14 protein-coding genes and 1 pseudogene are annotated in these 16,568 nt (G+C 49.3%); 2 read left to right on the forward strand and 13 right to left on the reverse strand.

The window, feature by feature from the left end; genetic code table 11:
- Nucleotides 1-249: 249 nt before the first annotated feature.
- The 12 genes and pseudogenes from H3H32_RS07605 to H3H32_RS07660 form a co-directional block, all read right to left on the reverse strand.
- Nucleotides 250-3,498, reverse strand: coding sequence for a histidine kinase dimerization/phosphoacceptor domain -containing protein (locus H3H32_RS07605; protein WP_182462130.1), 3,249 nt, complete (start codon nt 3,496-3,498; stop codon nt 250-252).
- 28 nt (nt 3,499-3,526) lie between these two features.
- The gene (locus H3H32_RS07610; RefSeq protein ID WP_182462131.1) at nt 3,527-4,039 is read right to left on the reverse strand and encodes a YybH family protein; all 513 of its coding nucleotides are present in this window, start codon (nt 4,037-4,039) and stop codon (nt 3,527-3,529) included.
- A gap of 18 nt (nt 4,040-4,057) precedes the next feature.
- Nucleotides 4,058-4,462 (reverse strand): hypothetical protein, encoded by a 405-nt coding sequence (locus H3H32_RS07615; RefSeq protein WP_182462132.1) that lies wholly within the window; start codon nt 4,460-4,462, stop codon nt 4,058-4,060.
- Between the two features lie 414 nt (nt 4,463-4,876).
- Complete coding sequence (locus tag H3H32_RS07620) at nt 4,877-5,437, reverse strand: cupin domain-containing protein (RefSeq protein ID WP_182462133.1); 561 nt, start codon at nt 5,435-5,437, stop codon at nt 4,877-4,879.
- Nucleotides 5,438-5,468: 31 nt separating this feature from the next.
- Nucleotides 5,469-6,086: a GNAT family N-acetyltransferase gene (locus tag H3H32_RS07625; protein WP_240543692.1), complete on the reverse strand. Its 618-nt coding sequence runs from the start codon at nt 6,084-6,086 to the stop codon at nt 5,469-5,471.
- A gap of 14 nt (nt 6,087-6,100) precedes the next feature.
- On the reverse strand, nt 6,101-7,345 hold the full coding sequence (locus H3H32_RS07630; protein ID WP_182462134.1) for an acetyltransferase domain-containing protein: 1,245 nt from the start codon (nt 7,343-7,345) through the stop codon (nt 6,101-6,103).
- Between the two features lie 108 nt (nt 7,346-7,453).
- On the reverse strand, nt 7,454-7,957 hold the full coding sequence (locus H3H32_RS07635) for a RidA family protein (RefSeq protein WP_182462135.1): 504 nt from the start codon (nt 7,955-7,957) through the stop codon (nt 7,454-7,456).
- A gap of 28 nt (nt 7,958-7,985) precedes the next feature.
- Nucleotides 7,986-9,045: pseudogene (locus H3H32_RS07640) on the reverse strand (proline iminopeptidase-family hydrolase).
- A gap of 59 nt (nt 9,046-9,104) precedes the next feature.
- The gene (locus tag H3H32_RS07645) at nt 9,105-9,644 is read right to left on the reverse strand and encodes a nuclear transport factor 2 family protein (protein ID WP_182462136.1); all 540 of its coding nucleotides are present in this window, start codon (nt 9,642-9,644) and stop codon (nt 9,105-9,107) included.
- A gap of 71 nt (nt 9,645-9,715) precedes the next feature.
- Nucleotides 9,716-10,822, reverse strand: coding sequence for a nuclear transport factor 2 family protein (locus tag H3H32_RS07650; RefSeq protein ID WP_182462137.1), 1,107 nt, complete (start codon nt 10,820-10,822; stop codon nt 9,716-9,718).
- Between the two features lie 51 nt (nt 10,823-10,873).
- The gene (locus tag H3H32_RS07655) at nt 10,874-11,809 is read right to left on the reverse strand and encodes an NAD-dependent epimerase/dehydratase family protein (RefSeq protein WP_182462138.1); all 936 of its coding nucleotides are present in this window, start codon (nt 11,807-11,809) and stop codon (nt 10,874-10,876) included.
- A gap of 517 nt (nt 11,810-12,326) precedes the next feature.
- Entirely contained in the window at nt 12,327-13,064 is a 738-nt protein-coding gene (locus H3H32_RS07660) for a LytR/AlgR family response regulator transcription factor (RefSeq protein WP_182462139.1), read from the reverse strand.
- A 349-nt stretch (nt 13,065-13,413) separates the two neighbouring features.
- Here H3H32_RS07660 and H3H32_RS07665 point away from each other — a divergent pair, with 349 nt between their 5' ends.
- Together H3H32_RS07665 and H3H32_RS07670 are read left to right on the forward strand one after the other, a co-directional pair.
- Complete coding sequence (locus H3H32_RS07665; RefSeq protein WP_182462140.1) at nt 13,414-14,088, forward strand: DUF429 domain-containing protein; 675 nt, start codon at nt 13,414-13,416, stop codon at nt 14,086-14,088.
- 456 nt (nt 14,089-14,544) lie between these two features.
- Nucleotides 14,545-14,940 carry a T9SS type A sorting domain-containing protein gene (locus H3H32_RS07670; RefSeq protein ID WP_182462141.1) on the forward strand — a complete coding sequence of 132 codons (396 nt, stop codon included), beginning with the start codon at nt 14,545-14,547 and terminating at the stop codon, nt 14,938-14,940.
- Between the two features lie 384 nt (nt 14,941-15,324).
- Here H3H32_RS07670 and H3H32_RS07675 read toward each other — a convergent pair whose 3' ends face one another.
- Nucleotides 15,325-16,365 (reverse strand): GNAT family N-acetyltransferase, encoded by a 1,041-nt coding sequence (locus H3H32_RS07675; protein WP_220472611.1) that lies wholly within the window; start codon nt 16,363-16,365, stop codon nt 15,325-15,327.
- Between the last annotated feature and the right edge of the window lie 203 nt (nt 16,366-16,568).

Below are 16,568 nucleotides of genomic sequence, written 5' to 3' on the forward strand. Positions count from 1 at the left end.
ATTGGACGTTTACGTGGACGATTTTAGATGCTTCTTATTCTGTCATAAATCATTCATTAACAGTATGTTACTTATATTTTAGTTCAAATTGACAACCCTTTTAGTGGCCGAAAACGGCCCGAAGGAGGAGACGAAAAGGTACGCTAATCAACAGGTTCGTTACATAACAAAAACGACCCTATCGAAAGCCGGAAATTGGTTACCAGATAAGCAAACGGTCGAATACAGAGTTCTGATTTTTGACTGGACTTAGGCAATGGCTGGCCGGTTGAAGCGGAGTTTGACCAACGTCCCATTCTGGTTTTCGTAGGTCAGCGTGCCTTCAAGCTGGTGGGTAAGCAGTTCCACCAACTGGGTGCCGAAGCCCGTTTCATTGGCTGTTTCTACAGGCTGTTTACCGATACCATTGTCAGCTACTATCAACAGCAACGAATCGTCGCCCATCCGCGTCAGGCTGATGCGAATGGTGCCGTTGTCCTTCCCGATAAATGCATATTTAAGCGAGTTAGTGATTAACTCATTCGTTATCAATCCTATAGAAACCGCCGTGTCGATGTCCAGCACTAGCTCGGGCATCGAACAATTAATGGTGATACGGTCGGCGGCATCGAACGAATCGAGAATGCTTTCACCCAGATTGTGAAAATAATCGCGCATTTCAATAGCCCCTAAATGCTTACCCTGGTAGAGTTTCTGGTGAATGATGCCCATACTCTGCACCCGGTTTTGACTGGCCTGTATGGCTTCCTGTACGTTGGGGTCAGTCACTTTAGCCGACTGCAAGGCCAGCAGCCCCGACACCACGGACAGATTATTCTTGACCCGGTGATGAATCTCTTTCAGCAGGAGTTCGTTCTGGGCGTTTTTCTGAGCAATCTCGTCGCGCTGTTGTTTAATGACGACGGCTTCCTGCAGGGCCAGTTCGCGGGCTTGTTCACGCAGACGGACCTTCAATAGGTACCAAAAGCCGAGTAGCAGTAATAGCGCATAAGCCGCATAGGCCCAAAGGGTTTGCCACCAGGGTGGGCTGATGTGTATGCGGAGGGGCGCAAGATTTGTCCAAATTCCATCGCTATTGCGGGCTTTCAGGTGGAACAGGTAGGTTCCCGGCTTCATCTGGGCAAAATCGACGGTGTTTTTCGGGCCGATGCTTACCCATTGTGGCTCGTCATTCGGTCCGGTCAGGGAATAAGCATAGGCACGACTGCTGGTGTTGCGGTAATCCAACAGCGCAAATTTTAGTTCTACCGTGTTTTCCCGGTGCGACAAGGCCAGCTCGTTGGCTTGCCAGCGATCCGGGGGCATGGGCCGCATGGTTTGCGTTCCGTCGATGTCGAAGCAGGAAACACCCACCAACCGCAGCGGTGAGGAGGCTTTAGGAATGTTGTGGATGGTATCGTTTGGTCCAAACCGCCGTAAGTTGTTCTGGCAACCGAAATAAATCTCGCCGGTAGTAGCCAGTGCTGTAATGGGCGTCGAGTAAACCGAGGTGCCTACAAACTGTGGAAACGTGGTTACGCGCTCCGTAAGGGGGTCGATACAGGATACCACCTGGTTCTGGTTGAACCAGATTTTGCCGGTTCTGTCGAGGGTGGCGTGGGCAAAATAATCATCCGTAAACCCGTTGGTAATGCCATACTTTTTGAATCGCCCCGTTTTGACCGACAGTTTCTGTAAGGGCGCTGCATACCCACTCGTTATCCATACATCACCTTGCTTATCGATCACGGGCGCAAAGGTGTAGTTGCTGGCCAGTCCATCGGGGTCGCCTTGCCGGAGTACAAATCGCTGCACTTGTCGGGTTCGTTTATTGACCCGACTAAGGCCGTGAGCGGCTCCGCACACCCACACCGTGTTCTGGGCATCGACCGCAATCTTTTGCAGCGTGTTCGACAATAGGCTGTTGGCATTGGTGGGATCGTTTTTCCACTGTTCATAGGTACTCACCAGCCCCGTCTCGACCAATAAACTGCCCTTTGGAATGCGGAAAAGCCCTTTCCCCCAGGTTGATATCCAGAGGTCACCATCCCCGTCAATAACCGAAGCGATGGCATTCGGGATCGTATTTCTTCCCGTCTTATCTAAACGGACGGGTGTGAGACGACCCGTCTTTTTGTTGTAAACGAACAGACCAGCTTCCGCACCAAACAGCAGGTATGGATCGTGGCTGGCCCCGGTCGCACCTGGCAGCGGGATGGTGAAATAGGTGAGAGGTTGTTTCAGGACAATCTTCATCTCTTCCCGTCTCGGATTATAGCGAATCAGTCCCAGATCGGTACTGATCCAAAGGAACCCTTCCGAGTCGGGCATGAGCGATTCCGTGACGGGTCGGGCCAATCCAGGCCGGGTCGGTATCGCCCCGGCGGTGTTCGTAAATTTTGGCAGTGGAATGTTGGGGTGGCGTTCCTGACGGGGGTCGAAAAAAAGCGGATTTTTGTCGCTCGCCCTCTCCAGCCAGATCAACCCCTGTCCATCTTCGTACAGGGTTACCAATTCTTTGAGTTGCTCCCCATTGCTGATGGCTACGGGTGAGCATTGCTCCACGACGGTCCGGTCGGCTGAAATGCGGAAGATGTCATTATCGCAGCAAAGCCAAAGCCGCCCCGCCCGATCTTCCAGAATCACGTTTGGAAACGGAATGGGTTTGCCATCGGCCGTTCGCCTATCGAACCAAGTGATTTGCCCTGTTGTGGGGTTAAAAACCCGCAGCCCGGTTTGGTCCGGAACACCCATCCAGATCAGGCCACGACGATCTTTGCAGAGGCCGTTAATCACATTGAGACCATCTGTGGCGTTGATGACGGGCGCACCTGATTTAGTTACCATCGGAAAGCACTGCCAACGGTTACTGGTTCGGTCAAACTGCTCGAACCCAGCCGTTGTGCAAACGTAAATATGGCCCGGCCTGGATTGGCCGGGGGCTACCAGAATAGGCGACAGCGGGTTGCCCTGCAACTGACCTGACTCGCCTGGTTTGGGCAAAAAACGGACAGTACGGCCCGTTTTTGGGTCGAACCGATTCATGCCCCAATCGCTCCCGATCCAGAGATAACCGGATTCATCGCGCTGAAGAAATCGGAGCTTATCGGATGATAAACTGGTTTTGTTGTTAGGCTGGTGCTGAAAATGGGTTACGTTGCCCGTTTGCTGATTGTAGGCATTAAGGCCCCCGTCGCGAGTGGTTATCCAGAACGTGCCTCGTTCATCCTGAATCATATCCGCCACCCGCCCCGAGGAGAGGGAGTTCAAATCCGCCGGATCAGAGCGTACCGTGACAATCTCATGGCCGTCGTACCGGCTCAGGCCACTACCTGTGACGAACCATAGAAAATCGTCTCGGTCGGCAAAGAATCGATTAATGGTTAATTGATTTCGGTTGCGGCCCAGCGTCTCTTTGGGGGGTTCGTCGAAGTAAAGCACCGTGGATTGTGCCTGCCCGGCAGACGCGGACAGGCACAATAGCAGGAGGAGCCACCCAAAAACAACGTATCCATTCATGTTGACCGGTTTGTTAGCCCAAGCTACTTCACTTGTCTTTCTGATCCTCGTTGTTAATATCGCGGATGCAGATAAATTTTCCGTCGCGTTTTTCAAAAATGCCCATGTATTTGCCGGCACTTACTACGTTGCCAGCCGCGTCTTTGATCGTTGTCTTCCCGACTTCGGTTACTAGGTGGCCATCGCCGTACACGTCCATCGTCTCGTAGGAAACCGTAGTCCCGGCCTTGCGCGCTTTCATACTTTTGAGCAACACCTGCCGGATAGCAGCCTTCCCCACAGACATGGGTTCGTCGTCGGCCATTTCTACGGCATCGTCTGCATAGAGGGCCATTACTTTGTCGATGTCCTTAGCTGTTGTCGCGTTGGCCCATTCGGTTTCGATTGCCTGTATTTCTGTTTTGATGACGGCCATATCGGGTTTAGCCGCTACCTGCTCAGTGGTAGCTTCTGCTTTTTTGGCGGGGGCGTTGCAACCAGTAACGCAGACAGACGTAATGGCAACAACGGCCAGGATCAGAGTAAATGGATTGGTTTTCATAGTTTTGGTTTAAACGATTTAGGGTACTCTCACTAAGCGACGGTAGAGTTCAACGGCTTTTATTTTCTCGTACACCAAACCCAATTTTTTGTTTGCTTCCTGAAACGATTTGTCGTCGTGGATTTTCTGGTACGCTTCGGCATTGGGCCAATTGCCCTCGAAGTAGTAGCGGTATTTATCGGCTCCTTCTCCGGCTACTTTGTAGAGTGTGTATCCAGCGTTAGGGTACCCCAGGCGTTTAATGACCGTGTTCAACTCGCCAATCACCGCTGACAGCTGGGCCTCCGTTACACCGGCTGGCATATCGAAAAGGTGGATACTTTTGAGCTGGGGCGTTGACGTTTGCTGAGCCTGTGCAGAGGCCGACATGCCGAGGCTAACCAGTAGCCAAAGTGCAGATAGCGAAATCAGGAGTTGTTTCATGAATTTGATTGGTTAGTTTGACTATTTTAAGATCGATTCCCCAGCATTGTAGGCTGGGCTTATTTGTTTTACTCGACTATGAATCAGGTGTCAATAATGTTGTTGACAAAAGGGCAAAGTGAACGTTGTTTCTCTTAGGTTTATTGATTGACTTAATTCGAAAGAAAGCTACTTAGTGATTATTTATTTAGATGCTGAAGCAGGTAAGTTTGAGTTGAAAAATGTCCCTGAATAGTTTCCACTTTCTATCTTCTTTTTTTAAAGCACAATGCGAATTCACATTTGCAATGCATAAAGCTTGTTCTGAGCCAATTCAGCCAAGTTTAGATAACCCAAAGTTTTGTGGGGGCGTTGATTTAATTGTTCTTTAGAAAAAAGTGATATGAACTGAAAATGAGAGTTCAATTGCCGTTTTTATTTAGAGAGTTTAGGACCAACAATTTCCATGTCATGTTCCTTAAATTGCTGCTCAAGAGTTTTTCCGTCCGTATATGCTGGATTTTTTCTATTGTAAAAAAACTCTTCCATTTTACCCGCAGGTTGGTAGGTAAGAATCATTTGGTGAGGGCCTTCTCCAATTGTAAGAAAACAATGAGGAATATTTCTTGGTGCAAACGCAGTGTCGCCTTTCTTAAGATTAAATACCTCATCCCCAATTTTTACAAGGTAATTTCCTTTTGTGATAAAGAACACTTCATCTTGATTAGGATGAATATGTAAAGATGGGCCAACATCTACGGGGTCATTTTCCTCTACGACATATAAATTATTGTTAGTGTCTTTACCTGAAACTTTACACTTCATATTTTTTTCCTTTCCAAAAATCGTATCCTCATTCCATCGGTCTTTATCAGCTTCTACTTTAAATCCTCCTTTTAGTAATCTGAGTTTCTCTTGCGCCTTTGTAAGAAAAGGTGTGATCGTTGCAATCGGTACTATCGAAAGAAACAACTGAACTAATTTTCGTCTTTGCATAGTGAATCGATTTTTATTTTTAAATTGATAACTAGTCGTCAGTTAAATCCAATTCCATGAATAACAAATAGTCTTTAAATTCTGCGGGAATTTCCATCTCCGGATACGCATCAATGTCACGAAATCCAAAACGTCTATATAAGGCGTGAGCGGCTTCCATAAACTTCGGACTGTCGAGCCGAACTTTTTTGTAACCGACTTTTTTCGCTTCAAGTAAAAGTCGGTCAAGAATAGCTCGTCCAGCCCCAATTCGTCTACTGGTTGGATCAACAAACATTCGTTTTAGTTCACCGATATCGGAGTTGATACGTTTTAGGCTTCCAAGTCCACATACTTTACCTTCATAACTAGCCAGGATTAGCTGTCCATAAGGTGGTTGAAACTTGTCAATCTGTTGGATATCCTGTTCAACAGTTTCTTGGGGATTATGGGGATGGACGCCGTAGAGTTCTTGCATTTTGTCGTTACCCCAAACTAAATAATCAAACCATAATTTTTTAACGACTTCCAGGTCGTCAGGAATAACAACAGTTCTTGTTTTTACTTTTTCACTTGTGTTCATTTCCTGACTAGGTTTTGATTGTTTACTTTCTGTGGTAGCCTTGCCGCTAATTCGCCAATTGACGCCTTCAGTCATGGGGTGTTTCATCCCGAATGGATTGATCACAGATAGCTCAGCCACCACTGCTCTTTGTGCGCTGTCTTGTATGCATCGTACCAGCGACACAGAGGATACAACGACACGACAACGGCTATCCAGATTAGGTAAACCACGCCAAGATTGTAGCCTCCATCGCCGGGTAGCACAAACCGCATCGGTAAGGTTTGCAGCGATTTATCAGCCTCCGTCATGGTGTGGCCAGCGGCAAAAAAGACAATCATGCGTAGGGTATGCAGGACATACCAATGGATTGTGTAATAAAAAAAGGCCGTTCGTCCGTAGGTACGGAGCACGCCAGTAACGCGGTTGTGTACATTCTCCAGCAACGCTAGCCCCAGCAGCCCCGGCCCAACCGTAATGCACATGTACAGCAGCGATGGTGGATATTTATGCACCTTCATGAACGAGAAGAACGTGGTTAGGCCGTCTTTTTGGATGCTCCAGGGGAAGGGGTCGCCGTATTCATTCAGCAAACGCACCCCCACAAATAACCCAATGGCTCCGGCACCGAGATAAAACAACCCCTGTTGACGCTTCGTGGCGGCAACCGTTGGGGCAAACAAACGGCCCAGGCAGTAGCCCAGCATCATTAGCCCCAGCCAGGGAAAAAACGGGTACAGTACATCAATGACCCGACCGGGCGCGTAGTCAAACACACGGTGACCGCCACCATGAAACAGCGCCCACCAAAAACCCGACGTGAATCCCGGTGCCTGTTCCACCGCATCCAGCAGATTATGGCCTAAAACGATCGCTAAACCAATGCCCTGTATGGCCCGGAACGGCAGCCACGTCAGCCCGGCCATGAACACCATGCTGATGCCCAGCGACCAGAAAACGGCCAGGGTGATGGTATTAAACAGGGTAAACGTATCTGCTGGCGCAATCAGGAGTACCTCGGCTACAAGGAGCCATAGGCCCCGTTTCAGCAGGAACAGACTCAACTCGCTGCGCGATTTTCGTAAACCCTGCAGGTAAATGGACGTACCGGACAGCAAGGCAAACGTAGGGGCGCAGAAATGGGTAATCCAGCGGGTGGCGTACAGGACCGGCGTGGTGGTATCGAGATTGAGCGGGTCGTCGATATTGGCCTGGGCATGAAAGAAATCGCGCGTATGGTCCAGCGCCATAATGACCATAATCAGGCCCCGCAGTACGTCGATGGACTCGATGCGGCTTTTGATTAATGAAGGCGCTGAATTGATGTTACCTGCGGTTGCCGATGTATAGGGGAGCGGAAAGGCCATCTTGGTATAGCAGCTAAAACTCGTCTATGTGTTCTGGATGGTTTGGATAACCTCAGGCAGGAATCTGTCAAAAACGATGAGGCTCATCATCGAATCCGGTTAAACAAATTAGTGCACTTTATAGGCTTCTAACTCAATCTCAATCAACTGGCCGGGCAAGGCTAATTCCTTTACGCCAAACCACGACCCGGTCGGAAACTGCTTTTTGTAGATCGTATTTCGGTAAGCCGACTGGTTCACAAATTCGGGCATATTCGTGGTCAGAATATTCTCTACCACAACGTCATCCCAACTGTAGCCATAGTGCTTCAGTATCTTGTCCAGATCGGCATAGCAGTTTTTCATTTGTTGGCCCAGATCACCTTTCGCCGTCAGGTTTCCTTTCTCGTCCATACTGACCGCACCCGATATTTTCAGTTCATTACCAATCCGAACGGCATGGGAATAGCCATACGCTTTTTCGAGTTCGGGCCGTAACATAAAGTACTCCGGTGCATCGGATTGAGTCGCTGGTTTCTCATCTGCTTTTTGGGGAGCGGTATTGCAACCGACGGTCAACAGAATCAGGGCAGCAAAAGCGGCCAGCATCATGGTGAATTGGTTGGTCTTCATTGGGATTTAGTTGGTTAATGGGAAGAGATCAATTCCCTTTTTTCAGAAACGAAATCAGCCCGGTGAAATACGTTTGCTGGTCGTCGTACATCGCCAGATGGCTACCGTTGGCACAGAGCAGAAAAGTGCCATTTTTGACCTGTCTGGCCATCATCGCCATGTGTTTGGGGTCCATCGTGTCGTAGGTGGCGCCGATAACAAGCGTCGGCACTGTGATTTTGGGCAGGTCTTTGCTGCGATCCCAGTTCTTTAGGTTAGCATCACCCGCCATGCCAAACTCGCTTGGTCCCTGCATAGTCACATACTGCTCCTGGTTCAGTTTGGCCAACCCCCGATTCAGCGGTTCGGGCCACTGCGCCGTTGGAAACCGGCAGATATGCTTCTCGTAATAATTGGGCAGCAACAGTTCCATATAGCGCGGGTTGGTGAAGTCGCCTTTGGCTTCAAGGGTTTTGATCTCGGCCAGCACCTTCGGATCCATTTGTTTGGCCAGTACGTCGTTGGCGTACTGGCTATAGGCGGGTGCGCTACTCATCATGTTCGAAATAATTAAACCCTTGATGTTTTGTCCGTATTTAAGCGCGTATTCAATACCCAAAATGCCCCCCCCACGACTGACCGTATAGGTAAAAGTTGTCTTTGTTTAACCCCAACGCTATCCGAACCTGCTCTACTTCTTCCACAAAACGAGGTAACACCCACAGGCTCTTGTCAGTCGGTCGGTCGCTGTTGCCCGCGCCGAGCTGATCGTAATAAATGAACTCGATGCCTTCTTTAGGCAGAAAACTCTCGAACACCTCGTAGGCCTCATGACCTGCACCGGGACCGCCGTGCAGAATCAAAACCTTGACTGTTGGGTTATTGCCAATCCGCTTCGTCCACACGTTGAATGTGCCCTTTGGAGTCTTGATCGGGATTATTTTCACGCCCCCGGTTTGTATACCCGTATCGGCGGGAGCAAAGTAGGTTTGGAGTTCGTTAGCCTTGTCGGCGTTTGGTTTTGGGTCACAGCCTACAACGGTCAGGCCAATGAGCAAAACAGCAAAAGTGGTCGGTAACAGCGAAGGTAGAAATTGGTTGATTTTCATGGATCTATCGAATAGTAAAAGGCTGCGAGGCTACAGGTTTTATAGACGATTAGTCTTTGCTACTTGACGGCTACCGGTGGCGATGCAGACTCCTGGTAAAACGTCGCTTTCCACGCGCCATTGATTTTGGTGAAAAGCATTGTTCCCGCTACGTGCTCAAACTTTAATTTCTGGCCGGTTTTGAGGGTTGCGTTCTGTTCCATCGAGAACGTATACAGCACCAGCGAGTCAGTCAAAACCCGAATCGCTTCCTTAGTTGGTACGACGCTCAACGTCTTCATCTGGCTAAACCCGTCTGCGTTCAATTTTTTGAGGGCGTTGTAATCGCCGAAGGTGCCATCGGGATTGACGGCCTGAAAATCAGGCGTATTTTCAAAGTACGTCATGCACGTTTCAATATCCAGTTTTTCGACCTGTTGGAAGAATTCTTTCACAAGAGAAGAAATTTCCTGCTCAATCGCCTGCTTGTGTTCGGTTGTCATTGCCGACACGGCGGTCATTTTTGTATCCGTATCCTTTGCGGGTGTATTGCAACCGGCGGCAAACAGAAGCAGGACGGCAAAAATGGCCAGGGTGGGGGTAAATTGATTGGTTTTCATTGACTTGGGTTGGTTTGTTTCGCCCGGTCTGCGAAATACAAACCGGGAGAGTGTGGTGGGGATAGGGTCGGTTATTTCTTGTTCATAATCAGCATGGTAGGCTTACCAATGACACCGTCTTTTCGCATCGTTTCCGCCAAATCCGGGCGGGCAAAAAAAGCCTTCGGTGCGTCGGGCGAGGCCCACTCGCTGATGATACAAACCGTGTTGGGGTCGTCGGCCAGCGTACTGACTTCGGCACTTAGTTCGCCCGCCAGCATTCGTTCGTTATAAAACAGATCGAAGCCTTTTTTCCAGGCGGCATAGTCGGCCACTTTATGACAGACCATCGCTTTGACGAGTTTGGATTGTGTGTTGCGGCTGATCTTCCACTGCCCGTTCTCTTTGACCGCAGTGTTGCTATAAGCCCCCTCCCTCACGATCCGGTCTCCTTTTGCCGACCGCCCCGTTAGCCGATAGGTTCCCGTGAAAATTACGCTGCCATCGAATTGCGGGCTAACATTGGCCAGCGAAACGACGTTGGTCACGTCGGCATCGACAAATCCCTGTGTGTAAAAGTCAATTATTGCAGCCCCTTTTGTGGTGGTGCCGTCCGTAGCCGTCCGCACGGCATCGGCGGTGAACATCGTTTTCAGGGTCGCTGCCTCCTCGCGGTTGAAGGCATCCTGAAACCGCTTCATCAGGTCGCGCATCTCAAGCCCCACCGTGTTCATACTCCACTTGACCTGACTGATTTTCCACTGTCCGCCAACCTTGCCGATCAGCATCTCATAGATGCCCGCTGTGGGGTTGAGCTTCGCGCCGGTTTTCCGCACAAAATCGTAGCCGCTGACGGTCGTGCCGATTTTTACCTTGCCATCGGGCTGTGCCTCGGTGCTGACCACCGTAAAGTCCATATACGACCCGGCCGTTTCGCCGAAATCGCGTACATAGTCGGCTTCAACATCGGCTTTAGAACCGGGCGTTACACTGCCATCGGGGTTTACCCAGCCCACATTGTCAGCAAAAAGGGTCATCAGCGTGGGCCGGTCGCCTTTATTGTAGGCTGTCTGGTAGGTTTTGGTCAAGGCAACAGCTTCGGGGTTGAGGCCCTGAGCGAGGGTGGTGGCTGCGAAGGCCGGGAGGAGCAGCAGCGTCAACAGCCGGGCCATGACGTGATATAGGTTACTGGTTTTCATGGGTTTGTATGGTTATTTGGATTGATTGGGTGAATTTCTGAGCCAGCAATGCTACACAGCCTGCTGTAGCGTTTCCTGCGCCGGCCTGAACGCTACGCCGAGGTCATTGGTCGCCAGGGTGTTGCTGTATACAAGTGCGGCTTCGGCTGCGGGCGGTTGCTGGTTCAGCATGAGCGACAGATCGGAGATGCGGTAACTTTCGCTCGAAAGGAGGTAGTTTTTGCCATGCAAGCCCGACCGGGTAGCTGCCTGAAAAACGGCCTCGGCCACGTCCCGCACATCCACCACCGAAAACGCTACATCATTAGCGTAAAGCATTTCAACAAATGGGTTGGGGGCAATCTTGTGCTTGAACAGATATTGCATACCCATAGACGTTGAATCGGCGCGGGGCGACAAGCTATTGCCCATGACAAAAACGGGTGAAACGGTAGTAATCTCGAAGGGTAAATCCGGGTTTGCCTCGATGAATTTCCTTACGACCTGGTCGGCCAGAAACTTGGCTTGTCCGTAGGGATGGTCCTCCGCACTGAACCAGGGCGTATCGGCTTCGGAAAACACCTGACCGGCGGGATGGTTAGGATGAGGCATCGGAAACGAAGTATTATAGGAAGCCACCGACGCGATGAACACCACACGTTTGAGTCCCTCAGTTCGATTGGCTATGGCCAGAAAATTTTCTGTACCCCGGATGGTGGGGTCCAGCAGGTCACGTTGCGGGTCTTCTACCGCCAGTTGAAAAGGTGTGCCGCCGTGTACCACAATCGCGCAGCCCTGCATAAAGGATTCAAGCGCAGCCACATCGCGTACATCGCAGGTCACCAGCATCAGGTTTTCGGCCCTGTTGAGGGTGTTCAGGTGAGCGTACTTTTCGGCATTTGTCGGGTCAGAAGCCGATACTTTCACGGCATAGCCCTCGTTCAGAAATTTTTGGGTGACGTAGCTGCCAATGAAGCCAGCTCCGCCAAGGATGCCTACCGTTTGCATAACGTTATGGGTGTAAACCACCGAGCCGTTTATAGCCCGGTGATGGGGGTGTGGACAGACTTGGTTAAGGAGGAAGATGTAATTAGGTCGCGGCCGAATACGTCAAATCGGGCAGGACGTGACCAGTTCTCGATTCTATTCCCCAGATGAGGGGTTTCCGTTTGGAACCGCGCGTATAAATTAGCCTGATGCGGTGGTTCGTATAAGCGGTAATCGTAGCCACGCCAGGCCTCTGTAAACCTGTAAGATGGCAGCTGGCAGGATGCACGTGAAGCAAAAACAGCCGGTGAACGAATAGTGGTAAACGGGAACGGCATGGTTAAACATAGTTTAGATGTAGTCAGAAACGGAGCGGCCCAATCAGCCCGGCAAAGCGATTTGGCTGATAACGGATCTAAACTATCGCCAGCGTATTTTCCAACCTAGTGCACCCGGACGAGCGTATTCTTTTACTGTCCGAAAGGGGGTATTTTCTTACCGGATGTGTGAACGGTAATTCCGGTTTCGCCCGGCGGCCTCAAATGGTCTGGATTCGTTTCAGTAGTGCCTCGCGCAGAAGGTGGCTGAGCGGAATCGTTTTACCCCCGATTCCGATATGGCCTTCGCCTACCTCATCGACCTGCGTCAGATTTGCCAGGTAGGAGCGGTGCACCCGCACAAAAAAGTTGGCCGGGAGTTTGTCTTCCATCACCTTCAGGGTCGTTGTCAGCAGGTATTCTTTGTCGGCCGTGTAGAGGTGGCAATAGTTGCGGTCGGCTTCCACATAGAGAATATCGGCGATGAAAATTTTGACGATCTTTTCGCGGTGCCGCACAAAAATCCGGTCACTGAGAACAAAGGGAGCGTCGGGGGTAGGGTTGAAAGAGGTGGGAGGCTCGTCGGCCAGGCGGCTGGTGGCCAGTTCGATAGCCCGTTGTAGCTCAATGGCCCGGATCGGCTTGGAGATGTAGGCGTAGGGATGCGTTTTTTTTGCCCGCGCAAAGGTGGCCTCGTCAGTATTGGCCGTGACGTAAATAATCGGGATATTCCACCGCTGATGGATCGCATGGGCCGTGTCGATACCGTCGAGTGAGCCTTTGAGACTAATATCGAGCAGAATCAGGTCAGGTCGGTTGGTTTCAGCGTGTAGGATGGCTTCTTCGCCCTTAGGTACAATCCCGCTCACCTCATAGCCGAGCTTGCTGAGTTGCAGGGCAATGGTGGCGGCAATAATCATGTCGTCCTCCACGACGAGCAACTTCAACGGGGTGTCCATTCTATTTGTTGATCATTCGTCAACTAATCATTACGCGCGCGTACCGAAGGTTGAATTTGGTAGCGCTGGCCGTGTAATCAGTACTGTAAATTCGCTACGAAGTAAACTCAAATTTTATAGTTATGAAAACCAATAACTTGATTAAGCGAAGCCGTTCGAAAAAGAAGGATTTATGACATTCAGTAAACCTATCATAAAGATTAAGTTTTATAACCTGCGTATGCGACGGATTACATTGGACAAATATTAAAAAATCACTGTCTTACATAAACGCTGGTTTTGGTGACCGATCTAAAACAACTGACGCCTTAGCTAAGTCAATCTAGTAAGGAATAAAATTTAGATAGCTATGTATGTAGGAATAGATGGGTGCCGGGCTGGCTGGCTGGTTGCCAGTATTGACCAAGAAACTAGGCTGCATCATGGCATTATACAAAACTTAGATGAGCTACCAGCTATCCCCCCTAAGCTATGCTTAATCGATATACCGCTTCACTTTGCTGATACTACCTATCGTAGCTGCGAAGTCGCGGCACAAGCGTTGCTGGGGGTAAAAAAGCGAGCTTCTATTTTTTTTACGCCACACTGGGGGGCCGTATACGCAACCACGTACGCGGAAGCAAACCGTCTCAATAGGCTTCACATCGGCAAAGGCGTGTCAAAACAAACCTGGAATATATGCGGAAAAATAAAGGAAGCGAATCGGTTTATGAGGGATCATCCGACCTATCCCTTGCGCGAAGCCCATCCAGAGCTTAGCTTTTACTACCTCAATCAGAGGCAACCCTTGCTGTCGAGAAAATCAACTCTTGAAGGAGCAACAGACAGGCTGGAAATCATTGCCCGGTATGCCGATAGATACCCTCAGGTGATTGCCAACACATTAAAGATGACGAAACGGAAAGATGTTAAACCAGATGATGTCATCGACGCGACGATTCTGGCGATACGAGCCAGCGAGAGTACACTGCAATGTGTGCCAGCAAATAGACCGTTCGGTACGCAGGATGTTATTCTATACTGAACGAGGATAGGCGTTTTTGAACACGAGTGAACGGCCGTTTGCATGGGTATATAGTAAAAAAAGCTGTAGTATTCATTCCTGATTTGTTAGGATCATATTACAAAATCTTATAAAAAGCGTCTATTGAACTAGTAGCCATAGCTTTAAATTTGCTACCCATCAAGAGGTCAATAGCTGGGTTATTTACGGGTGATACGCTCTACCACTCCCTTTAACGCTTTAGCCACACGCATTGTAGTAGCCCTACCTTTTCCCAATCGGTCTTCGTAATTGGCCTATCCATATAGCTCGACGAGCCGCCTTATCTCAAAAGTGCTAGTAATTGACTCAATAGCTCGACGAGCCGCCTTATCTCAAAAGTGCTAGTAATTGACTCATTTGAGATAATGCCTTCCCCAAAACCACCCGACCTTTGACCTATTCAAAAACGAAACACAAATACAAATACATAAGGTCATGAAAACGCTAATCAACCCCCTGCTCATTGCTATCGCCCTGATGATGGCCACTGCCTATACTACGTTCGCTCAAGCTCCTGCCAGCGCTCAACCAAGCCCTGCTTTCCAAAGTGGCATCTATACCAACAAAGCGGGGAAATTGCAGATTGCTCTGGATAAGCAAACGGGTCATTCCCTTCAGATTCGGCTGGCCGATGGCAGTGGACAAATGGTTTTTGTTAAACGGGTGGGTAAACAAGAAACCACCGTTCGCATGCAACTCGATATGAGTGACTTACCTGACGGGGCTTATCAATTGAGCATCACAGACGGCAAGAACATCACTCAGCACACGGTAACGCTGGGCACTCAGAAACCTCAGGATATGAGCCGATTGGTAGCTATCAACGAATAGCCTTCTGCCCGAACTATTCGACATACCCTTCGATAACTATAAGTCCTCCCGAATTTTGAGTAGCTAATCACAAAATTCGGGAGGACTTACATATCGCTCCTAGGTGCTATGAATTTGCTCCTTTAATTGGGTGTTTATTGGAACGGTACTTAACCTGAAGTTTTGTACGTTGGCTAACATAAAGTCCGCAGAATCAAACTCATTTACGAAATAAATCATCCCCGTAAATGAGTTTGATTCTGCGGACTTTGCCACAAAAAAATGGTTCTTTTTGGTGCATTTCTAATTACTTCTGGCCTTTTGCAACAACCACTGAAATTAGGTTGACGCAGGACCCTAAAGCAAAGTCTACAGGCCTATTGACATATATATGTTTAAGGATTCTTAGTTATCATTTAGCCTTAAATAAGTCTGTAGGTGGCTCGTATCAATCTGCCAGTCGGTATGGGTCATCCAAGAGGTGAAGCCCAAGACCTGGTTGATGCGTAGCATACCTATATTGTCTGGCGTATTCCCCGCTCGTACGTACTGTGCCTCACTATTTAGAGTCAAGATCGCCTGTAGATTAGCGGCCTTCATCCAGCGACCTAATGAGTGACCACGATGCTCAGTGCGCACGGACGTAGCCTGCTGAACTAATAAACTCGCTCGTTGGGTATCCCAATACAACTCAGTTAATCCCACGAGTTGTCGGCTTGATTTATGCTCAAGGAAAGTCGTTAAGCGCTGTTTTTCGCTCTTGCTCAATAGATCATCTTCGTCCTGAATTGATTCTGATGTCGCCTGCCAGTCGTGGATAGCACGCTCATCTGTGAGGCCAGTATTAATGATGTTGCGCAGATAGGCGATCTCCGCTAAACGGTCGATAGGATAAGCCCCTTGATGCTGCCACAGGTGGTAATCCAAGTTCTGGCATTCCTGGATCCAGTTGGTCAGTAAAGTGGGCTCCATTTGACTCAAATCGAGTTGAATGAACTGCTGTTGCTTTGTGAGGTGCGCGCCTACGTGGCGTAGCACGGTTTCTCCAACTGGTAACCGGCTGCTAGCATTGGTAACCAGCTGATCACACCCCTTCTGTTGCGCGTAGGCTGCGATTTGAGCCATCAACCGCTTGCCTAAATGACGACGACGGTAAGCAGGAAGCACACTTAGATAAACCGAAGCCCAATGCCTATTCTGGTCCAGTGGCACATCCATTGTGGCGCTTGCCACCACTTGATTTTGATGCCACAGCAAGAAATAACGTTTCTCGAAGTTGCTTTTCTTATAGCGCAACATAGCTAGCTGTGCCAGCTGATTAAGAGGAGGATCTTCTGGAACTCGCTCGGCATGTATGAGTTGATCATGTCGAGCTATAGCGAGTAGGGTGGTCTGGGGTGCTGTGGTCGTATCTACGGACTCAAGGTACATATTTGCGTTTAGCATAGATGAAGCTTCACAGCGTGCTTAGAGAGTGCAGCAAAGATAATAAAGGTTAATAGGTTGCCTAAACTGTTGTATCTTCTGACGTTGTGGTAGCTAAAGTACGAAACAATAGGCTAGTACTCCTGAGCTAATAATATCTTTAAACTCTCCTCAATGAGACGGCTAATCTTTCATTTGTCTACTCTTGGAAACGGGCGTTTTTA

This window comes from Spirosoma foliorum (assembly GCF_014117325.1).
Taxonomy (GTDB): domain Bacteria; phylum Bacteroidota; class Bacteroidia; order Cytophagales; family Spirosomataceae; genus Spirosoma; species Spirosoma foliorum.